The organism is Ideonella azotifigens, assembly GCF_021043325.1.
GTDB lineage: Bacteria > Pseudomonadota > Gammaproteobacteria > Burkholderiales > Burkholderiaceae_C > Ideonella > Ideonella azotifigens.
Map to the genome: position 1 here is coordinate 73,313 of NZ_JAJNKD010000006.1, position 19,514 is coordinate 92,826.

Genomic DNA, 19,514 nt, shown 5'->3' on the forward strand with positions numbered 1-19,514 from the left:
TTGCTACGACTCGCGGCTGTTGTCACTCAGGGGGCCATCAGATTTGAGCGACTTGACTGCCGCCGCGCCGCGAAGGCGAACCATGTGGCACTGACCAGTGCGCCGAGCAATGCCCCAATCAGCACAAACCTCGACCGTGTGGGTCCAATCTTGCGCTCAGGAGGTGTTGCGATGTCCACAACCTGGATCAGCGCGCCCTCACGGCTCTCATCAATGCGTGCCGACTCATAGTCGCGAGCAAAAAGTTCGAACAGCGTTTCTTGATATTTGAACTCGCGATACTTGCCGATGTAATCCCCCGAACTCGTTTGCTTGTCGGCCTGAGACTCAAGTTTGGCAAGTTGGTCTGTCAGCGCATTCACCGATTCCTGAGCTGCTTGAACTTCCGGTGTGCCGTCCGCCAATGTTCGGCGGAGTACCTGGAGGCGGACCTGGCCCGCGGTGAGTGCTGCCTGCAGTCGCGAGTAGCCTTCGGCTGCGGAACGCGGTTCCGTCTTCAGTGCGCCGGCAGTGTAGCCACTGGACTCCAGTGCAAGTTGTGCCGCAGTAAGCTTGTCTCGGGTCTGCCGAAGCAACTGCTCGAAGAAAACCCGGCGCTGTTGGGCTGAGGTGACTGCGAGCGTATCGGTTAGTGCACGCAATTCCTCGACATACTGATTGGCAATCGCTGCCGCACGCTCAGGACTGGTGTCGGTCACTTCCACACGAATCAACCCATCACGCTTGCCAAGCAGGATGGAAGTCGCTTTGCCGAGGCGCTTGCGAGCGTCAACCATGAGGCGAACGTCCCACAATTTCAGAAGATCGAACTTCTTGATCAGCCTGTCCTGCACGGTAACACTCTGCATCAGCGCGATGTACTGTTCAGGCTGGCTTTTGCCGCTGCCTAGGCCCGCGAGCCCAGACAGCGCCCCTAGCGAGGCCAATGCGCTGGCGGCCGAACTTTGCTGCTGCTGAGGAGGAAGGAACAAATTGCTTGCGGTAAACGTCGGTTTGACCAGGAAACTGGCCCCCGCCCCCAGTGCACCGGCGACCACGGCTGCCAGCAGGGTTGAACGCCAGCGTTCCAGTGCAGGGGCATACAGGGCCAGCAAGTCGATGCGCTCGTCGTCGCTGACCGGGAATTGGGTCCTTGCGCGTTCAGTTTGCGTCATCTCACAACCCCAGCGACTTGATACCGGCAACGCCCAAACCGAATTGATACAAGATCTGCGTCCAATCCTTGGCGTCCTGCACGAACGTGGTCTTGTTCGTCTCCTCGGGCACAAACACCGTGTCGCCTGGAAGCACAATTTGCGCTTCAAACGTTCGCTCGCCGTTCTGACGCGCGCTGACCACGGTGCCGTTGGCGCGGATCAGGAACATGCTTGCAGGATCGGCACCGCGGGTGGGCCCCCCAGCCTGGTCCACATAGTGTGAAATGGGTTTGTCACTTGCGTAGATGAAGCTACCCGAGTTGAACACGCTGCCGAACACGCCTACAGAAGTGCCCTTCGCAGGAATGCTAAGGCGATCCCCGTCTTCGAGCGCCATTGCCGGCAGCGCTGTTGCGTCAGGTGGCAGTTGGAGGACGACCCGACCTGTGGGACGGACCTGGCGAAGACGGTCCACCAAGCGAGCATTCGCTGCGTCAGCAGTCGCAAGCGTTGCGACCTCTTCGGTGGTCGCGACGCGTCTGCTCGATGCGCCCTTCGCGAGATCGGTTTCCAGGTCGCGAAGGGCCCGGTCGAAGTTCTGCTGCTGGGCTTGCCGAACGCTTTCCCGGGTGAATTCGGTGCCGTACAGGTAGGCATCCGGTGTGAAGCCACCAGCTGCCTGCACTGCATCCGCAAGGCTGCTGTTCGGCGGTAGCACATAGTCGCCCGGGCGTACGACTTCGCCCTCGACGCGTACACGCTTGTTTTGCTTGTCTTGCGGCAACGCGGCGCTGATTGCACTGAAGACCCGAACGAGGTCGCCTGCACCCAGGGGGCTGTGGGCGCCTTCCGATGCCAGCATGGAAACTTGTGCGACCCGACCTGTTGAGCGATCCGAAAGGCGTTCGACGGCCACGCGGGACCGATCAGCCACGGCATTGAATCCGCCAACCATCGCGATCGCGTCTACCAAGGTTTCGCCCGACTTGAGCTCGACAACCGCAGGCAGGTTCACGCTGCCGATCACGCCCACCTGAGGTCCCACCGGACCGATGTGGACGACGTCATCTGGCTGGACCCATTGATCGCCGCCACGGTCGCCCCTGACGATCAGGTCATAAAGATCCAGCTTTGCAACGACCTTGCCGCCTCGCCGCAACGTGATGTCGCGGAAGCTTCCGGCAGCACCCGGCCCGCCAGCGCGCATCACCGCATGCAGGATGGACGACAGCGCGCTAACGTTGACACTGCCGGGCCGCTGTGCGAAGCCGGTGACAAAAACTCGCACCGACCGCAGTTGGCTCACACTGGCTGAGAGCTGGAAATTGCGGAACACCTGTGCTACGCGGCGGCTGATCACATTCCCTAGCTCGGCTTGTCGTGTTCCAGCCACCGTCACCGTGCCCACGCGCGGCACGGCGATTTGCCCCGAACGGTCGACCGTCAGCCGCAGGTTGGCATCTGCCGAGCCCCACATCGTCAGGGCAATTTCGTCGCCGGGCTTGACGATGTAGTCGTCTGGCACCTGGGGTAGGGGATCCTGATTGCCCAGGCCGTCAGGCAGGTCCGTTAGCAGGTCTGCGCCCAGTCGGCGAATCTGTTCGCCATTGGTGTTGCCCGGCCCGTTGTTGGCAGAGCCGTTGTTGGGAGACAGTTGGTTCAGCCGGCTCGCCTGTGTCTGTACGTAGCGCTCGAACTCGTTGGGCACGTACGGCGTGCGTTGAATGACGATTTGACTGTCCCGCCGATTGCGGACGGCGTTCAGCGTGTTCGCAGTCTGGTCCGCTGCGGTGGGCCTCAACTGCGCCGAGCTTGTGTCCTGTTCGGCTGATGTGCCTGCGTTGCCCGACGACTGTTCCCGGTCAATGTTCTGTTGGGCAAACGCCGAGGGCAGCAGGCCATGAACGGCCATCAGCATCAAGCCGCAAAGGGCGAGGTGCTTCATCGGCCTGCGGCCGGGCTTTTGCAAAGAATACATGGATGACAGCGTGGGTCGTGTTGGTGTCGCGACGGGCTTGGACCCTTCGCGTGATCGGCAGATTCTAGCTAGCCAGCCTGATCGCTTTTGGCTGAGCGATATGGTGTTTAAGGCGCCGAGAGCTTCTCCCTGGAGGACTGGGGTTGGTTTACCTCAAGGCGTCTCGTCCAAACCGAGGCTGATGTGCGCCAGCGTTTCCGCCGCATTCTCGCGTTTCACAACCCCTGAGTTGTGCAGTCCAGGTTCGAGGACGACTAGCACGACCTGATCGTGTCGCTCCTTGGGGAGCAGCGCTCGCGCATTGTGATCGGACATCACGATGAGGCGGGTCGGCCGAGTGGTGCTGATCAGAGCTTGGGCCACGACATCGTCGACCGCGCCGAACTGCGTGAGGTAGCTCTGTTCGGTCATCTCGAAGGCCCGAGAGAACATGAGTCCGCCAGACTGTTCGCCGATCAACGGCAAATGCGGAACGTTGACATGGGCGTAGATGAAATCCGCACTCGGATCTGCCAATTGCGTTGCCAGCCAAGCCTGCGCGCCGGCCAGCGTGTCGCGATGGAGGGCTACGGCGGCGGGAGACTTGAGGTACTTGAATGGAAACTCCGCCGGCAGCAAAACGATGTTCGTCCACCATGGGTCGATGATCGAGAAATCGCTGTGCAGCGTTCGAGGATTGTAGATGCTGGTTGCATGGCATTCGTCGGCCTCCCGTGCAAACGCTCGGCAGTAATCGTGATACCAGCCCCAGATCCTCAAGGATTGCCCCTGTCGGTTGAGTGCATTGACAAGGCCATCGGGGGCGGCCGTGGTTGCTCCGAAAAGTGCGGGGATGGCGGATAGGGTGCCGCCGCCTGGCAGGTGGGCGTCGTGATGCAGCGTGGCCTCCGCCCGCAGGAGAGCAAGCGAAGGCCACGCCGAGAGGTCAGTTGCACGCTGACCGTAAAGGTAGTCGACCGACAGCTCGTCAAATAGCAGGACGACTGTTCGTGGTTCGCGGTGTGCGACTTGCGTACGCACCAGCCCCGCAACGGCGTGGGCAGTTGGTGACAGGTCGGCCAGCTGACGTTCCGCGAGGGATGGCGCACGCAGCAGATGGAATGCGAAAAGAAACGACAGGGGCCAAAGGACCGCCAAAGTGCGCTGGACTCTCGATGTCGGATATTGGCCCGGTCGCAACACGGCCCATGCGCCGACCGTTGTGAGCATGATGGCCAAAGCGCCAACAACCCAGACCGCGTTGGCGCGGTGCGCACGCAGGATCGGGTCGAGCAATTGCAACCTGGTGAGCGCGGCCATGGCGAACCAGATGCCCACCAGCAACCACAGGATGGTGACTGCGTCACCGCCACGCCTGCCTCCGATGTGGCCGGCCAGCATCATCGTCAACCCCACCACCATGGCAGTCACCGTCCACGCTGCGGCGGTCTCGATGCTATCGAAGGCGGTCCAGTGCAGCCAGGCAGGCGTGGTCGCGAGCGCGTCTAACAGCGGAAAGAAGCCCAGCGTCGCCAACACGGTACCGCTGAGGAGTGGCTGCCGCCAGTGCCGCATTGATCCACTCACGTCCTGCGCATAAAGTGGTGCAGCCTACGTCCGCCGGCCAGCGGATCGCTGAAGGCCAGGCACTCAAAATGCGGATCGAACGCTGCCCGGAACGCGTCTTCAGATAGCGTCCGCAGGTAGCTGGCGGTGATGCCACTGCGGGCGGCGAGAAGTTGCCGAGCCATGGGATCGTCCGGTGGGATGTACTCGACGACCGCATGTGGCGACAATTCTGCGAGGTAGGCCGCGATCGCGTCGAACGGCACCTGGCGCGAGATTGACAAGTGATGGATCAGTGCAAGGGACAGACTAAGGTCGCATTGCATACGCTGCGAGAACGAGGCGCGTTCTTGGCCTGCCCAGCCATGGCTAGGTGTCGGGTTGGTGAGGTCGACCCGCACCGTGTTGAGCAATGCTGCGTGAGGCGCAGCGAGGCTGCGTTCGTAGATCCCTTCGGCGCAGGCCGCGTCGAGTTCGACGGCCGTGCAGGCGACGTTGCGCGACGCGAGTTCATGCGCATAGTGGCCGTCGTTGGCGCCGAGGTCGATGGCCCGGGTTGGCCGAGCACGGTCCACTGCCTCAAGCACGAACGCGAGCTTGCTCCGCGCCTCACTTTCTGTGTAAGTGTTGTGATTCCGGTAATCCGACCATTCGGAGGCTGCTTTGGTGCGCGGAACCAGCCCGCGTATCGCGGCTTCAAGTGAGTCTACGAGACGGAGACCGAACTGGGGCGCTTGTTCGGGTGGCATCGCATGTGCACTGCGGTCCAATGTCTCCGTTGCGGCACGGCTCGCCCGTCTCGCTGCGCGCGCATGCAGATGCAAATGCAGGGCCAGCCCTGGCTTCATCCAGGTGCGGGCAGGCAGCATGGCGGAGCACACAGCCAGCGGCATGCCCTCCAGGTTTGTGCCCTGCAGCATTCGCAACGAGGGCAAATGAAAATATACGGCGAGTGGTCCCAAGAAGTGTTCGCAGAACTGACGGTATCCCAGCCATCGCCCGTCGTTCGGCAGGCGTGTGAATGACAGCAAGTCGATGAAGACGGGCTGGGATCCTCTGAACTGGACGTTGAACGCGCTGGCGTCTTTCAGCGTCATGCCGTGGCGTAGCGCTCGGCGTAACACTTCTAGTGTCAACAGGGAAGCGGCGTGGAGTTGTGCGTCGATCCACTCCGATGGATAGCTGATGATTGGCAGTCGCTCGGCTTCCCAGGCCGCCCAATCCTTTGGCAGGCTCGGCGGGAGTTCAGCTACACCGCAATGTGCAACCAGCAGGCCGGCGGCCACGAGTTCATCGTAGAGGCCCGAATCGAACAGCATCCGCATGTCGCCAATGGCGTCGGGATGTACGGCGCGTAGAAGCCTGCCGTCGCTTTCCAGTACAAAACCTGCTGGGTCACGAAACGAGGCGGGGTGGCGTCGTGTGGTTGCCTGGGCGTCCGTCATTCGGCGGAATTTTTATCGGTGCCAACGCGTTGTCTCAGCCAGGTCCATCTGCTGCGCAACCAAGCCCTCACGGAACGCAGACCGACACCAATGCCGAACACCACGGCCAGCAGAGACTGAAAGATCAGACTGCCGGAGCCCGGATCCAGGTAGGCGTGGGCAGCGACCGGCGCTGCAATCAATGCACCCCCACAAAAAATGATGCGCAGCGGGTCGGTCGCCTTAGTGAGGGGGGGCGTGGATTGGTCGGGCATCGTACAGATCCAGTAAGGATGGAGGCTCTCTGTTTGTGCGCCAGAGCGATGCATTAGGCGCCGTCAGGTTAGTCATGCATCATGGCAACGGCATCAATCCGCAACCGGCCAGATGCTTCACCGACGAGGTGCCGGAGGTGCACGAGGAATGCATTGATAACAACAGTGGTGTCGTTTTGGTTTTGCAGCACGCCGGGAGATGCCACATGGCCGTTGGATTCTAGCGGGCATCGCCCCTGTGAAATTCGAGGGGCCAGGGACGCTGATTCTCTTGATGTCCCTGCGCCGCGGTGCTATATGCCGCCTTCTTTCGGGCGTGTCAAGCATTACAAGCGATAATGGAAGGCAATGACCAACGAAACCGCCGCCCTCGTGCCGCCGGACGCCATCGAGGCGCCGACCCCTCCCGCTCGTTTTGACACCCTGCCGCTGGACCCCAAGCTGCTGCGGGCCGTGGCGGATCAAGGCTATGCGTTCATGACGCCCATCCAGGCGAAGGCCATTCCCATCGTGCTGGAAGGCAAGGATGTGATGGGAGCGGCGCAGACCGGGACCGGCAAGACGGCCGCCTTCTCGATTCCGCTGCTGCAGAAGATGATGCGGCACGAGACCAGCAGTGTGTCGCCGGCCCGGCATCCGGTGCGGGCGCTGGTGCTGGCACCGACGAGGGAACTGGCCGACCAGGTCGCGAACAATGTGAAGGCATACGCCAAGCACAGCAACCTGCGTGCAGCGGTGGTGTTTGGCGGTGTGGACATGAAGCCGCAGACGCTTGAGCTCAAGGGCGGCGTCGAGGTGTTGATCGCCACGCCGGGCCGCTTGCTGGATCACATCGAGGCCAAGAACTGCGTGCTGAACCAGGTTGAGTACGTGGTGCTGGACGAGGCCGACCGCATGCTGGACATCGGCTTCCTGCCGGACCTGCAGCGCATCCTGAGCTACCTGCCCAAGCAGCGCCAGACACTGCTGTTCTCGGCGACTTTCTCGCCCGAGATCAAGCGCCTGGCCAACAGCTACCTGCAGGATCCCATCCTGGTGGAAGTGGCGCGCGCCAATGCCACGGCGACCAATGTGGAGCAGCGCTTCATCAGCGTGACCGATGACGACAAGCGTGCCACGGTGCTGAAGGTGCTGCGCGAGCGCGGCATCAAGCAAGCCATCATCTTCGTGAATTCCAAGCTCGGCGCAGCTCGGCTGGCGCGCTCGTTTGAGCGGGATGGCCTGCGCACGGCGGCCTTGCACGGGGACAAGTCGCAGGATGAGCGACTGAAGTCCCTTGCTGCGTTCAAGGCAGGTGAGGTGGACATCCTGGTCGCGACTGACGTCGCGGCGCGCGGGCTGGACATTGCCGACCTGCCGGCGGTCTTCAATTTCGACGTGCCGTTCAATGCGGAAGACTATGTGCACCGCATCGGCCGCACGGGTCGCGCGGGCGCTTCGGGCGTGGCGATCACGCTGGTGACGCGTGATGACACGCGCTTGATCGGTGACATCGAAAAGTTGATCAAGAAGAAGATCGAGCTGGACGCGGTGGAGCTGGACGAGGAGCGCCCGCGCCGCAGCAGTTGGCAGCGCGACGAGGGTCGTGCAGCCGAGCCGCGCGCTGAGTACCGCGGGGAGTCACGGACTGAATCACGCACTGGTGCTTCGGTTGGCGAGGGTGCCGAGTCCCGTCGGCCTTTCCCGCCGCGCCGCAGCGAGTCGCGCTCCGCGCCCCGTGATCCGTTCTTCGATCGTCCCTACGAGCCGACGGCCAGCCTGGATGGTCCGGCGGCCTGGGAGAAGTCGGCACCGGCCGTGCCTTCGGCGGCACGCCTCTCGCCCAACATTCGACCCAAGCGCAAGCTTGCAGCCTTGCTGGGTGGCGCAAAGAGCTGACGCTTGCTGCCACCGTGAACGGCGCCCTGCGGGGCGCCGTTTTGCTGGTGGGTCGCAACTTGGTTTGAGGCCTTCAGCCCTGCCACATGAAGACGGCGGGCAGCTTGTCTGGCAGTTCCGGTTTGGCTGCACGCCAATTCGCCACCGACTGGGTCTTGCACCAGCCCGCGGGTGACGTCAGGCCACACGCCACGCTGAGCATGGTTTCGGCTTGCAGCAGTTGCAGCAGCGCCGTCATCAAGGCCTGGTTGCGGTAAGGCGTTTCAATGACCAGCTGGGTCTGGCCTTCGCGGCGTGAGCGCTGTTCCAGCTCACGCACCCGCTGCGCGCGGCTGCTGGCTTCCTGCGGCAAATATCCTTCAAATGCAAAGCGCTGGCCGTTGAGTCCGCTGGCGGCCAGGGCCAGCGTCAGCGAACTGGCGCCGGGCAGGGGTTGCACGGTCACGCCTGCGGCGTGCGCCGCTTGCACCAGCGCTGCGCCGGGGTCGGCCACTGCAGGCAGGCCCGCTTCTGACAGCAGGCCCAGGTCATGGCCCGCCAGCGCGGGCCCGAGCAGTGTGCGCCAGGTTTGTGCGTCGATCTGTGCATTCGGGTCGCCCTTGCGCGGCCGCGGCAGCTCGACGATGTGCAGGCTTTGCAGTGGCGCGTGCAATGGTACGCAAACATCGACGCGCTTGAGGAATGCGCGTGCGCTCTTGGCGTTTTCCACCACCCAGTGGTCCAGCCGGGCGGCGATGGCCAGGATGGCCGGGCTGAGCACGGTCTCGATGGCCTCCGGCTCGGTGCCCAAATCCAGCGTGTTCGGGACCAGCAGCAGGCGGCCGGTGGTGTGGGTAATGCTCATGGGTTTGCCTTCAGCGGGTCCAGCCCGGCGCTGCGCAGCAGCTCGCAGGTGCGCATCAGCGGCAGGCCGATCAGCGCGGTCGGATCGTCGGACTCGATGGCTGACAGCAGCGCAATGCCAAGCGTTTCGCACTTGGCGCTGCCGGCGCAGTCATAGGGTTGTTCGAGCCGGAGGTAGAACTCGATCTCGGCCTCGCTCAAGGTGCGGAACTGCACGTGCACCGGTGCCAGCCGGACCTCTGCGAAACCAGTGCTGGCGCGCACCACGGCAAGTGCGGTCTGGAACACGATGCGGCGCCCGCTCATCTGGCGCAACTGCTGCACCGCGCGCTCGTGCGTGCCGGGTTTGCCGATTGGCTGACCGTCTACGTCCGCCACCTGGTCCGAGCCGATGACGATCGCGTCCGGGTGCCGGGTGGTCACCGCCTGCGCCTTGGCCAGCGCCAGGCGCCGGGCCAGCACGGCCGGCGCTTCGCCGGGTTGTGGCGTTTCGTCGACCTCTGGCGAAACCGTGTCGAACGGCAGGCGCAGGCGTTCCAGCAGCTCGCGCCGATAGCGCGAAGTGGACGCCAGGATCAGGCGAGGCGCTGTGTGTGAAGGGGGCGGGGTGGCGGGCAACTCGGTCATCGCGGGATTCTCCCATCGGTCACCGCCGTACACTGGTGCCATGAGTGTTTCCGCGTCTTCTTCCGCACCTGACCCGCTGCGTCTGGATGTGGCTGCCCTGGCTGAGCAGGGGCGTTTGATTTCCGGGCAGTGGTCGGTTGCCGAGATGTCTCGGCTGGACGAGGCCCAGCTGTTGACGGGCGATGCCGACCCTGCCGTGGTGCGCTGGCAGGCTGAAGGCGAGCAGCGCCCGGTGACGGGTGGTTCGCCCGAGATCTGGTTGCACCTGCAGGCCGAGGTGAACTTGAGTCTTTGCTGCCAGCGCTGCCTGGGGCCGGTGGCCAGTGATGTGGCCGTGGATTGCTCGCTGCGTTTCGTGTCGGATGAGGCTTCTGCCGCCGAGATGGACGCCGACAGCGAGGACGATGTGCTGGCCTTGCAGCGCTGGACCGATTTGCGTGAGCTGGTGGAGGACGAGCTGTTGCTGGCCTTGCCGCTGGTGCCGCGCCATGAGGTGTGTCCGGAGCCGCTGCCTTTGCCGGACGATGAAATCGAGGCTGACGAGGCTCAGCCCAATCCGTTTGCGGTGCTGGCGCAGCTGAAGAAAAAGCCGGATTGATGGGTTGGGTCATGCCGGGGGCACGGTGGGTCAGGCCGTGCCCCACGGCTGTTCCGGCCAATTGATCCGTGCTATGATCCGCGGCTTTTCCGCATTGCCCTTCAGCTACCAGCTGACTGGCGATCGAGCGGGGGTCGAGCGGGCCGGATGGGCCAGGCGCCACAGCCAGTTTCTGGCCGAGGTTCTGGTCAAGGTCCCGAGCGTTTTGGCATGCCCTGATGGGCGGTCATTGGCCTTGGCTCATGCGGTTCGGTGGCCTCAGGTCTCACCGATTTCATTGACTTTGGCGCTTTGCGCGGCCGCTCTGTAGGGCTGGCTCGCTGCAGCAGCGTCGTTATTCGCCGGGGCCCCGGCGTCCCAGGAGAATTCCATGGCCGTTCAGCAAAACAAGAAGTCGCCCTCCAAGCGTGGCATGCACCGTTCGCACAACGCGCTGACCCAGCCGGGCACGGCGGTCGAGTCGACCACCGGCGAAATCCATCTGCGCCACCACATCAGCCCGACCGGCTTTTACCGTGGCCGCAAGGTCTTGAAGACCAAGGCAGACGCCTGACCTGCCCGTTGGGCTCATGGGTTGGCGCTTTGCCTGCCCCGAGTGCATGCCGCCCGCGTTCAGGGTGGTGGTTCCGCACCCCAATTCAAATCCCGCGCCGCCTCGCTGTTCTGAAGCCAGTTCGCGCGGGTTTTGTCGTGGCTGCTTCGTTGTGAGTCGGGCCGTCCTGGCCTGAGATTGCCGTGTCCGAATCTGTTTCCTTGACGCCGCTGAGCCGCGTCCGCCTAGCGGTGGACTGCATGGGTGGCGACCATGGACCCTCGGTCACGCTGCCGGCCTGCCGGGCTTTCCTGGACTCGCATCCTGACGTGGAATTGCTGCTGGTGGGCACGGCCGATGCGCTGGTGCCTGCCGCGCACTGGCCGCGCTGCACGCTGGTCACCGCGACAGAGGTGGTGGCCATGGACGATACGGTCGAAGTGGCCTTGCGCCGCAAGAAGGATTCTTCGATGCGCATCGCCATCTCGCAGCTCAAGCTGCGTGACGGCGTGGCCAAGGCCGATGCCTGCATTTCGGCTGGCAACACCGGTGCCTTGATGGCATTGGCGCGTTACCTGCTGAAGACGCTGGAGGGCATTGACCGTCCGGCCATCGCGTCGGTCATCCCGAACGTGCGCGGCGAGTTCACCACCATGCTGGATCTGGGCGCCAATGTGGACTGCTCGGCGGAGCACCTGCTGCAGTTCGCCATCATGGGCAGCGCGCTGGTTGCGGCGGTCGAGGGCAAGCCCAATCCAACCGTGGGCCTGCTGAACATCGGCTCCGAGGTGATCAAGGGCAGCGAAACCATCAAGCGTGCCGGCGACCTGCTGCGCGCTGCAGCCGCCAGCGGGCACCTGAATTACCACGGCAATGTCGAAGGCAACGACATCTTCGAAGGCACGGCGGACATCGTGGTTTGCGACGGCTTCGTCGGCAATGTCGCGCTGAAGACCACCGAAGGCCTGGCGCACGCGCTGAGTCAGTTCATCCGCGAAGAATTCACCCGCAACTGGCTGACCAAGCTGGCTGCCCTGGTGGCGATGCCGGTGCTCAAGCGCTTTAGGGCGCGGGTGGACCCGCGCAGCTACAACGGCGCTGCGTTGCTGGGTTTGCAGGGCCTGGTGTTCAAGAGCCATGGTTCTGCCGATGCGTACGCCTTTGGCCGTGCCTTGTCGCGGGCTTATGATGCGGCGCACAACCGCTTGCTCGACCAGGTCCATGACCGCATCGTCGAGACCCTGCAGGCCATGCCTGCGCTTCCCGGTGATCAGCCGGTCCGACCCGCTGCATGACGCTTTCTTCTGCCTCTTCGGGTGCTGCCGCCAGTGCATCGCTGCCCAGCCCCCAGTTTCCCGCGGTGATGCCACCTGCTCGTCACGCCCGCATCACCGGCACCGGCAGCATGTTGCCGACGCGCCGCGTGAGCAACGAAGAGCTGGCCGCTGAACTGGCCGAGCGTGGCCTGGAGACTTCGGACACCTGGATCGTCGAGCGCACCGGCATCCGGGCGCGTCACTTTGCCGCCGCCGAACAATGCGCCAGCGACCTGGGCCTGGGCGCGGCGCTGAATGCGCTGGAAGCCGCCGGCCGGCGCGCCGACGAGGTCGACCTGATCATCGTCGCCACGTCCACGCCGGACATGGTCTTCCCGTCGACCGCCAGCATCATCCAGCGCAAGCTTGGCGTGCACGGTTGCCCGGTCTTCGACCTGCAAGCGGTGTGCTCCGGCTTTGTCTACGCGCTCTCGGTGGCGGATTCGATGATCCGCACCGGGGCTGCGCGTTGCGCACTGGTGATCGGTGCCGAAGTGTTCTCGCGCATCCTGGACTTCAACGACCGCACGACTTGCGTGCTGTTTGGTGACGGCGCCGGCGCCGTGGTGCTGGAAGCCTCGGACGAGCCTGGCATCCTGGCCAGTCGCATGCATGCGGATGGCCGCTACCGCGAGATCCTGTGCGTGCCGGGTACAGTCGCGGGCGGCCAGGTGCTGGGCGATCCATTGCTGAAGATGGATGGTCAGGCGGTGTTCAAGCTGGCGGTGTCGGTGCTGGAGAGCGTGGCGCGGGAAACCCTGGCTGCAGCTGGGCGCACCGAGGCCGACATCGACTGGCTGATTCCGCATCAGGCCAACATCCGCATCATGCAGGGCACGGCGCGCAAGCTGAAGCTTGGCGCCGACAAGCTGATCGTCACGGTGGACGAACATGGCAACACGTCTGCTGCGTCCATTCCGCTGGCCCTGGACCATGCCGTGCGCTCCGGCCGCGTGCAACGTGGCCAGACCGTCCTGCTCGAAGGGGTGGGCGGTGGCTTCACCTGGGGCGCGGTGCTGCTGGATTTCTGAAGATTCGACCCAAGCTGGTGTGATCCCATGAAACGATTCGCTGTTGTCTTTCCCGGACAGGGTTCCCAATCCGTCGGCATGCTTGACGCATGGGGCGGGCACCCCGCCGTGCAGCAGACGCTGGATGAGTCCAGCAGCGTGCTCGACCGCGACCTGCGCACGCTGATCCAGCAAGGCCCGAAAGAGCAGCTGGACCTGACCGTCAACACCCAGTTGGTGATGCTGGTGGCGGGTTTGGCCTGCTACCGCGCATGGTCTGCCGAGACGGGTTTCGTGCCGGAGGCCATGGCTGGCCATTCGCTGGGCGAATACACCGCGCTGGTGGCCTCCGGCAGCCTGACGCTGGCCGATGCGCTGGTGCTGGTGCGGCTGCGCTCGCAGGCCATGCAGGATGCGGTGCCGGTTGGCCAGGGCGGCATGGCGGCTATCCTCGGGCTGGACGCGCAGATGGTCCGGGCCGGTTGCGCAGAAGCCATGCAGTCTTGCGGCGAGATGGTGGAGGCAGTCAATTTCAACGACCCGAAGCAGACCGTGATCGCCGGCACCAAGCTGGGCGTGGACACAGCCTGCGCCACGCTGAAGGGCATGGGCGCCAAGCGTGCCTTGCTGCTGTCGGTCTCGGCGCCATTCCATTCCACGCTGATGAAGCCTGCCGCCGAAGCGCTGAAGGTGAAGCTGGCGGAAACCACCTTTGCAGCACCCAGTGTGCCGGTGGTCAACAACATCGACGTGAAGGTCGAAAGCAGCGCTGAAGCGATCCGCGACGCGCTGTACCGCCAGGCCTTTGGCCCGGTGCGCTGGGTTGAGGTCGTGCATGCCTTGCGTGCGCAAGGCCTGACGGACGTGATCGAGTGCGGCCCTGGCCGTGCGCTGACCGGCATGGTCAAGCGCATCGAACCTGAACTGAATGCGGTCTGCGTGTTCGACCCGGCCAGCCTGGCCCTGGCCAAGGAGGCATTGGCATGAGCACGGTTGCAAACACCTCAGTGGCACCAGCGCAGGTTGCGCTGGTGACTGGCGCGACGCGCGGCATCGGCCGGGCGATTGCGCTGACCTTGGCCGCACGCGGTTTTCGCGTGCTGGGCACCGCGACCACCGATGCCGGCGCGCAGGCGATTCGCGACGCGCTGGCCGAATTCCCTGGCTGCGACGGCCTGAAGCTGGATGTGACCGACGCCGCCGCGGTGGACGCCTGCATGGACCAGCTGGTCAAGGATCAGGGTGGCCTGCATGTGCTGGTCAACAATGCCGGCATCACGCGCGACCAGTTGGCCATGCGCATGAAGGACGACGACTGGGATGCCGTGCTGGACACCAACCTGCGCGCCGTCTTCCGGCTTGCGCGGGCGGCGATCCGCCCGATGATGAAGCAGCGCTTCGGCCGCATCATCAGCATCACCTCAGTGGTTGGCGCTTCCGGCAATCCGGGCCAGGCCAACTACGCAGCCGCCAAGGCCGGTGTGGCCGGCATGACGCGCGCGCTGGCGCGCGAGCTCGGCAGCCGAAACATCACGGTCAATTGCGTCGCGCCCGGCTTCATTGCCACCGACATGACCGACACTCTGCCCGAGGCGCAGAAGGCTGCGCTGCTGCAGCAGATCCCGTTGCAGCGCCTGGGCCAGCCGGAGGAGATCGCGCATGCGGTTGCCTTCCTCGCCAGCCCGGAAGCGGGTTACATCACTGGAACAGAGCTGCACGTCAATGGCGGCATGTTCATGAACTGATCCCCCCGCCGGGCTCTGCGCTTGCCAGCGTAGAATCCGGCCCGTTTTACGCAATCCCTCCTGGAGGAGTCATGAGCGACATCGAAGCACGCGTCAAGAAAATCATCGCCGAGCAACTGGGTGTTCCCGAAGCCGACGTCACCAACGAAAAAGCCTTCGTGGCCGACCTGGGTGCCGACTCGCTCGACACCGTCGAACTGGTGATGGCCCTGGAAGATGAATTCGGCATTGAGATTCCTGATGAGGAAGCCGAGAAGATCACCACTGTCCAGTTGGCGATCGACTATGCCAAGGGCAACGCCAAGGCCTGACAAGGCCTTGCAGTTCCGCCCCCGCAACGATCTGATCTGAACGCATGACCCGTCGACGTGTCGTCATCACCGGCCTGGGGCTGATCAGCCCGGTCGGCAACACGGTTTCCGAGGGCTGGAGCAACCTGCTTGCAGGTCGTTCCGGCATCGCGCCCATCACCAAGTTCGATGCCTCCGGCATCGCCTGCCAGTTTGCAGGCGAGGTCAAAGGCTTCAATGTCGAGGAGTACGTTCCCGGCAAGGAAGCCAAGCACATGGACAGCTTCATCCACTTTGGCGTGGCCGCTGCCATCCAGGCCGTGCAGGATGCCGGGCTGCCCACTGGCGACGCGCTGACCGAGGAGACGGCCGAGCGCATCGGGTGCATGATCGGCTCGGGCATCGGCGGTCTGCCGGAGATCGAACAGACCGCTCGCATGGTCGTTGATCGTGGCCCGCGCCGCATCTCCCCATTTTTCGTCCCAGCCTCGATCATCAACATGATCTCCGGCCATGTCTCGATCCGCTTCGGTTTCACCGGTCCGAACCTGGCCGTGGTCACCGCTTGTACCACTGGTTTGCATTGCATCGGCCAGTCGGCACGCATGATCGGCTACGGCGATGCGGACGTCATGGTCGCCGGCGGTGCCGAGGCCACGGTGTCGATGCTCGGGGTTGGCGGCTTTGCGGCTGCGCGCGCGCTGTCCACCCGCAATGATGACCCGGCGACCGCTTCGCGGCCCTGGGACCGTGACCGAGACGGCTTCGTGCTGGGCGAGGGCGGTGGCGTGGTGGTGCTGGAAGAATACGAATACGCGAAGAAGCGTGGCGCCAGGATTTACGCCGAAGTGATCGGCTTCGGCATGGGTGCCGACGCGTATCACATGACTGCGCCCAGTGTGGATGGCCCCAAGCGCTCGATGAAGGCTGCGCTGCGCGACGCCGGCCTCAATGCCGACGCGGTGCAATACCTGAATGCCCATGGCACCTCGACGCCGCTGGGTGACCTGAACGAGACCAACGCGATCAAGCTGGCCTTTGGCGACCACGCCAGGCGCCTGGTCGTGAACTCGACCAAGTCGATGACCGGCCACCTGCTGGGTGGCGCAGGCGGCATCGAATCGGTGTTCACCGTGATGGCGCTGCATCACCAGATTTCACCGCCGACCATCAACATCTTCAACCAGGATCCCGAGTGCGACCTGGATTACTGCGCCAACACGGCGCGCGAGATGAAGATCGACATTGCGGTGAAAAACAACTTCGGCTTCGGCGGCACCAACGGCACGCTGGTGTTCAGGCGCATTTGAGCGCCGCCACGCGAGCCAAGTTGTTGCGTCGCCCCATGCTGTCGAGGCGGGCCTGATGCGCCGCACGCCGCCTCCCTCTGACTGTGCGCTTGCAAGGCGTGGCCTCTGGTCCGCGCTGGTTGCGGCCATCGGTGGTCTGGCGGTGAGCGCCTTCGTGGGCTGGTTGTGGATGCACTTGCGCCAGCGGGCCGGTTGGCCTGTCACTGGCGCGCTGCCAGGTGCGGGTGGCATGTTCGAACTGCTGGCGGCCGGAGCCTTGCTGGCAGTTGGGTTTTATCGATGCCTGGCAACACGGCCGGTCATGCGCCTGCGTTGGGATGGCGCGGGCTGGAGCCTGCTCGCCGCTGACGGTCGCACGCTGGACGTTGCTGGCACGCCGACGCTGGTGCTGGACTGGGGCGATTGGATGCTGCTGCGTTGGCACGGCATCGCCGGCCAGCCAGTTCGCCACTTGCCAATGTCCCGCGGCGCCGCGGGAGCGATGGCTTGGCATGCGCTGCGCATCGCGGTGCGCACGCCGCCGGTGAACGTGCAGGTTCGCATGCAGGAGCCCGTTTCGGGTGCGGGAGCGCCCGTCGCATGAGCAGCCTGCAACCCGATGTCGACGCCGCGCTGGTCGAGCGCGTCAAGCAGGGCGACGTCAAGGCTTTCGAAATGCTGGTGGTCAAGTACCAGCGTCGCATCGAGCGGCTGATCGGCCGCATGGTGCGCGACAGCGACCTGGTGTTCGACATTGCCCAGGAGACCTTCATCCGCGCTTATCGTGCGTTGCCGCAGTTCCGTGGCGAGAGTGCGTTTTACACCTGGCTTTACCGGATCGCGGTCAACACTGCGAAGAAGGCGCTGGTCGATTTGAAGCGGGATCCCGTGATCACCGAAGCCGCAATGGCAACAGGGGATGACGATGACGAAACTTCCCGGCCGCAAATGGAACAAATCGACATGGCCACGCCTGAGGCCCTGTTGGCGAGCAAGGAAATTGCATCCACGGTGAACGCGGCGATCGAGGCCTTGTCCGAGGACTTGCGGCAGGCCATTACGCTGCGCGAGATCGAAGGACTGAGTTACGAAGAGATTGCTGACGTGATGAATTGCCCGATCGGTACCGTTCGATCGCGGATTTTTCGCGCCCGTGAAGCGATCGCACTGCGCTTGAAACCGCTGTTGGATACCCAAAACGGTGAACGTTGGTGACCTGGATTTTGTCGAGCCTGACCGCTGTCTGGAGCTGAGATGATGTTGGAGCCGTCGAACGATCATGAGCGCATGCTGCAGGGCCTTTCGGCACTGAGCGATGGCGAGGCCGATGGGCGCGAACTGCGCCTGTCGGTGGATGCCTGGCGCCAAGACCCTGAGCTGCGCGCGAGCTGGCACTGCTATGCGCTGATCGGGGACGTGCTGCGCTCGGACGACCTCGCGTCGGCACCGAAGCAGGACGCCAGTTTCCTGACTGCCTTGCGCAGCAAGCTGGCCCAGGAGCCGGTGGTGCTCGCGCCGGCGGTGCTGGTGGCGCAGCCGGCGAAGCCGGCGGTGGTGGCCGCGGCGGGCGGGAGCGGCCGGGTGGCTGCCATCGGGCGGGCGCGGCGTGGCTGGACGACGACGGCGGCGGTTGCTGCCAGCTTCATGGTCGTGGCCGGTGTGTCGCTGGTCTGGCGCGCCGGGCCATCTTCGGAGGCGCCGGTCGCTGCCGAGCTGGCGCAGGCGGACGAAAGTGCCTCGACGCCGGCTTCGTTGACCGAATCGGGCAACGCGATGGAACGCAGCCCGGACCTGGACCGCTACCTTGCGGCACACCGCCAGTTTGCGCAAGGGCCTTCGCTGGCCGCGCCCGGTGGTGTGCGCCAGGTCGCGCTCACGCCGGAAGGCCGCTGACCGCAAGATGACAGCGGAGAGCAGGCCTTGGGTCGCAAGGCGGATGGCGGGTGCGGCTTGGATCGGCGCCTCGCTGGCGCCATGGCGCGTCTGGCCCGGTGTATTGATGTCTTGCCTGCTTGCCAGCGGGTCGGCGGCTGCGCTTGCGCAGGCGACGAGTGATGCAGCCGGCACGCTGGATGCGCGTGCATGGCTGATGCGAAGCAGCGAAGCCGCAGCCTCGCGGAACTACCAGGGTACGCTGGTGGTCAGTGGTGGCGGCTCGGTCAGCAGTTCGCGCGTTGCGCACTATTTCGATGGCACCCAGCAATACGAGCGTGTCGAAGCACTGGACGGCGAGCCGCGCAGCATCTGGCGCCACAACGACGAGGTGCAGACGCTGTGGCCGCGCGCCCGCGTTGCGCTGATTGAGCGCCGCGACCCCCGCGCCACGTTCCCGTCGCTGTTGTCAGGCTCGGAGCGCCGCGTGCTGGAGTGGTATGAGCTGCGTTCGCTCGGCCGTGACCGCGTGGCAGGCCTGGACGCCGACGTGGTCTTGCTGAAGGCCAAGGACAACGCCCGCTTCAGCCAGCGCCTATGGGCCGAGCATCAGACCGGTTTGCTGCTGCGCGCCGAGGTGATTGGCAGCAGCGGGCAGACCTTGGAGTCGGCCGCGTTCTCCGAGTTGGTCATTGGCGTGAAGCCTCAGCCCGACCAGGTGCTGGCCGGCATGAAAAAGCGCGACGGGTATCGCGTGCTGCGGCCCGCCGTGCTGCCGACCTCGCTGGACGCCGAAGGCTGGACGCTGGCTGCGTTGCCTGCCGGTTTTCGCGAAGTGCATTGCGCCAAGCGCTCGCTGGACCCGACGGGCGCCGCGGATGCCCCCATCGTGCTGCAAGCCATCTATTCCGATGGGCTGACCCACGTGTCGGTGTTCATTGAACCTTTCCAGCCCGAGCGGCACCAACGCGAAGTCCACGCGGCCATCGGGGCAACTCACACCTTGATGGCCAGGCGCGATGATCAGTGGGTGACCGTGATGGGCGACGTGCCCATGGACACGCTGAAGAAGATCGCGGCCGCGCTGGACCACAAGCGTTGAGACCCTGAGGTTTTGCAGTCCGCCCACCAGAGGCGGTGGTTCCCAAGAAGGAGA

The 19,514-nt window shown here is 64.4% G+C and carries 20 protein-coding genes; 13 read left to right on the forward strand and 7 right to left on the reverse strand.

Annotated elements, in window-relative coordinates; all coding sequences use genetic code 11:
• Nucleotides 1-26: 26 nt before the first annotated feature.
• The 5 genes from LRH25_RS14695 to LRH25_RS14715 form a co-directional block, all read right to left on the reverse strand.
• Entirely contained in the window at nt 27-1,154 is a 1,128-nt protein-coding gene (locus LRH25_RS14695) for a Wzz/FepE/Etk N-terminal domain-containing protein (protein WP_141284169.1), read from the reverse strand.
• Nucleotide 1,155: 1 nt separating this feature from the next.
• The gene (locus LRH25_RS14700; protein ID WP_141284171.1) at nt 1,156-3,114 is read right to left on the reverse strand and encodes an SLBB domain-containing protein; all 1,959 of its coding nucleotides are present in this window, start codon (nt 3,112-3,114) and stop codon (nt 1,156-1,158) included.
• Nucleotides 3,115-3,267: 153 nt separating this feature from the next.
• On the reverse strand, nt 3,268-4,632 hold the full coding sequence (locus tag LRH25_RS14705; protein WP_170200679.1) for a hypothetical protein: 1,365 nt from the start codon (nt 4,630-4,632) through the stop codon (nt 3,268-3,270).
• Nucleotides 4,633-4,676: 44 nt separating this feature from the next.
• Nucleotides 4,677-6,104, reverse strand: coding sequence for an SAM-dependent methyltransferase (locus LRH25_RS14710; protein WP_141284175.1), 1,428 nt, complete (start codon nt 6,102-6,104; stop codon nt 4,677-4,679).
• The gene (locus LRH25_RS14715) at nt 6,101-6,358 is read right to left on the reverse strand and encodes a hypothetical protein (RefSeq protein WP_141284177.1); all 258 of its coding nucleotides are present in this window, start codon (nt 6,356-6,358) and stop codon (nt 6,101-6,103) included. Before LRH25_RS14715 ends, LRH25_RS14710 begins: the two co-directional genes overlap by 4 nt.
• Nucleotides 6,359-6,706: 348 nt before the next feature.
• On the opposite strand from LRH25_RS14715, the gene LRH25_RS14720 reads away from it, so the two are divergent.
• Complete coding sequence (locus LRH25_RS14720; RefSeq protein ID WP_141284179.1) at nt 6,707-8,236, forward strand: DEAD/DEAH box helicase; 1,530 nt, start codon at nt 6,707-6,709, stop codon at nt 8,234-8,236.
• Nucleotides 8,237-8,309: 73 nt separating this feature from the next.
• Here LRH25_RS14720 and LRH25_RS14725 read toward each other — a convergent pair whose 3' ends face one another.
• A complete protein-coding gene (locus LRH25_RS14725; RefSeq protein ID WP_141284181.1) occupies nt 8,310-9,080 on the reverse strand; it encodes an SAM-dependent methyltransferase in 771 nt (256 codons plus the stop codon).
• Complete coding sequence (locus tag LRH25_RS14730) at nt 9,077-9,706, reverse strand: Maf family nucleotide pyrophosphatase (protein ID WP_141284182.1); 630 nt, start codon at nt 9,704-9,706, stop codon at nt 9,077-9,079. Before LRH25_RS14730 ends, LRH25_RS14725 begins: the two co-directional genes overlap by 4 nt.
• Nucleotides 9,707-9,746: 40 nt before the next feature.
• Here LRH25_RS14730 and LRH25_RS14735 point away from each other — a divergent pair, with 40 nt between their 5' ends.
• The 12 genes from LRH25_RS14735 (at nt 9,747) to LRH25_RS14790 (ending at nt 19,460) form a co-directional block, all read left to right on the forward strand.
• Nucleotides 9,747-10,304: a YceD family protein gene (locus LRH25_RS14735; RefSeq protein ID WP_141284185.1), complete on the forward strand. Its 558-nt coding sequence runs from the start codon at nt 9,747-9,749 to the stop codon at nt 10,302-10,304.
• 370 nt (nt 10,305-10,674) lie between these two features.
• Nucleotides 10,675-10,857, forward strand: a complete 183-nt coding sequence (rpmF, locus tag LRH25_RS14740; RefSeq protein WP_141284187.1) for a 50S ribosomal protein L32 — start codon at nt 10,675-10,677, stop codon at nt 10,855-10,857.
• Nucleotides 10,858-11,057: 200 nt separating this feature from the next.
• Nucleotides 11,058-12,131: a phosphate acyltransferase PlsX gene (plsX, locus tag LRH25_RS14745; RefSeq protein WP_375140544.1), complete on the forward strand. Its 1,074-nt coding sequence runs from the start codon at nt 11,058-11,060 to the stop codon at nt 12,129-12,131.
• A gap of 68 nt (nt 12,132-12,199) precedes the next feature.
• Nucleotides 12,200-13,183 carry a beta-ketoacyl-ACP synthase III gene (locus tag LRH25_RS14750; protein ID WP_141284203.1) on the forward strand — a complete coding sequence of 328 codons (984 nt, stop codon included), beginning with the start codon at nt 12,200-12,202 and terminating at the stop codon, nt 13,181-13,183.
• A gap of 27 nt (nt 13,184-13,210) precedes the next feature.
• The gene (fabD, locus tag LRH25_RS14755) at nt 13,211-14,149 is read left to right on the forward strand and encodes an ACP S-malonyltransferase (protein ID WP_141284191.1); all 939 of its coding nucleotides are present in this window, start codon (nt 13,211-13,213) and stop codon (nt 14,147-14,149) included.
• Complete coding sequence (gene fabG, locus LRH25_RS14760) at nt 14,146-14,907, forward strand: 3-oxoacyl-ACP reductase FabG (RefSeq protein ID WP_141284193.1); 762 nt, start codon at nt 14,146-14,148, stop codon at nt 14,905-14,907. The genes fabD and fabG overlap by 4 nt, the downstream gene beginning before the upstream one ends.
• 71 nt (nt 14,908-14,978) lie before the next feature.
• A complete protein-coding gene (gene acpP / locus LRH25_RS14765) occupies nt 14,979-15,218 on the forward strand; it encodes an acyl carrier protein (RefSeq protein ID WP_141284195.1) in 240 nt (79 codons plus the stop codon).
• Between the two features lie 44 nt (nt 15,219-15,262).
• Nucleotides 15,263-16,507: a beta-ketoacyl-ACP synthase II gene (gene fabF / locus LRH25_RS14770; protein WP_141284197.1), complete on the forward strand. Its 1,245-nt coding sequence runs from the start codon at nt 15,263-15,265 to the stop codon at nt 16,505-16,507.
• A gap of 229 nt (nt 16,508-16,736) precedes the next feature.
• On the forward strand, nt 16,737-17,090 hold the full coding sequence (locus LRH25_RS14775) for a hypothetical protein (protein ID WP_231011469.1): 354 nt from the start codon (nt 16,737-16,739) through the stop codon (nt 17,088-17,090).
• On the forward strand, nt 17,087-17,701 hold the full coding sequence (rpoE, locus tag LRH25_RS14780; RefSeq protein WP_141284201.1) for an RNA polymerase sigma factor RpoE: 615 nt from the start codon (nt 17,087-17,089) through the stop codon (nt 17,699-17,701). Before LRH25_RS14775 ends, rpoE begins: the two co-directional genes overlap by 4 nt.
• Nucleotides 17,702-17,743: 42 nt before the next feature.
• Nucleotides 17,744-18,379, forward strand: coding sequence for a sigma-E factor negative regulatory protein (locus tag LRH25_RS14785; RefSeq protein WP_231011470.1), 636 nt, complete (start codon nt 17,744-17,746; stop codon nt 18,377-18,379).
• Between the two features lie 106 nt (nt 18,380-18,485).
• Nucleotides 18,486-19,460, forward strand: a complete 975-nt coding sequence (locus LRH25_RS14790; protein WP_170200974.1) for a MucB/RseB family sigma factor regulatory protein — start codon at nt 18,486-18,488, stop codon at nt 19,458-19,460.
• Nucleotides 19,461-19,514: the final 54 nt, after the last annotated feature.

Bases quoted from the DNA above. Each gene is read 5' to 3' on its own strand.
- LRH25_RS14695 (WP_141284169.1), bottom strand. From the start codon at position 1,154: ATGACGCAAACTGAACGCGCAAGGACCCAATTCCCGGTCAGCGACGAC.
- LRH25_RS14730 (WP_141284182.1), bottom strand. From the start codon at position 9,706: ATGACCGAGTTGCCCGCCACCCCGCCCCCTTCACACACAGCGCCTCGC.
- fabF (WP_141284197.1), top strand. From the start codon at position 15,263: ATGACCCGTCGACGTGTCGTCATCACCGGCCTGGGGCTGATCAGCCCG.
- LRH25_RS14725 (WP_141284181.1), bottom strand. From the start codon at position 9,080: ATGAGCATTACCCACACCACCGGCCGCCTGCTGCTGGTCCCGAACACG.
- LRH25_RS14715 (WP_141284177.1), bottom strand. From the start codon at position 6,358: ATGCCCGACCAATCCACGCCCCCCCTCACTAAGGCGACCGACCCGCTG.
- acpP (WP_141284195.1), top strand. From the start codon at position 14,979: ATGAGCGACATCGAAGCACGCGTCAAGAAAATCATCGCCGAGCAACTG.
- LRH25_RS14700 (WP_141284171.1), bottom strand. From the start codon at position 3,114: ATGTATTCTTTGCAAAAGCCCGGCCGCAGGCCGATGAAGCACCTCGCC.
- LRH25_RS14710 (WP_141284175.1), bottom strand. From the start codon at position 6,104: ATGACGGACGCCCAGGCAACCACACGACGCCACCCCGCCTCGTTTCGT.
- LRH25_RS14775 (WP_231011469.1), top strand. From the start codon at position 16,737: ATGTTCGAACTGCTGGCGGCCGGAGCCTTGCTGGCAGTTGGGTTTTAT.
- LRH25_RS14790 (WP_170200974.1), top strand. From the start codon at position 18,486: ATGTCTTGCCTGCTTGCCAGCGGGTCGGCGGCTGCGCTTGCGCAGGCG.
- rpmF (WP_141284187.1), top strand. From the start codon at position 10,675: ATGGCCGTTCAGCAAAACAAGAAGTCGCCCTCCAAGCGTGGCATGCAC.
- LRH25_RS14735 (WP_141284185.1), top strand. From the start codon at position 9,747: ATGAGTGTTTCCGCGTCTTCTTCCGCACCTGACCCGCTGCGTCTGGAT.
- rpoE (WP_141284201.1), top strand. From the start codon at position 17,087: ATGAGCAGCCTGCAACCCGATGTCGACGCCGCGCTGGTCGAGCGCGTC.
- LRH25_RS14785 (WP_231011470.1), top strand. From the start codon at position 17,744: ATGTTGGAGCCGTCGAACGATCATGAGCGCATGCTGCAGGGCCTTTCG.
- fabG (WP_141284193.1), top strand. From the start codon at position 14,146: ATGAGCACGGTTGCAAACACCTCAGTGGCACCAGCGCAGGTTGCGCTG.
- LRH25_RS14750 (WP_141284203.1), top strand. From the start codon at position 12,200: ATGCCACCTGCTCGTCACGCCCGCATCACCGGCACCGGCAGCATGTTG.
- fabD (WP_141284191.1), top strand. From the start codon at position 13,211: ATGAAACGATTCGCTGTTGTCTTTCCCGGACAGGGTTCCCAATCCGTC.
- LRH25_RS14720 (WP_141284179.1), top strand. From the start codon at position 6,707: ATGACCAACGAAACCGCCGCCCTCGTGCCGCCGGACGCCATCGAGGCG.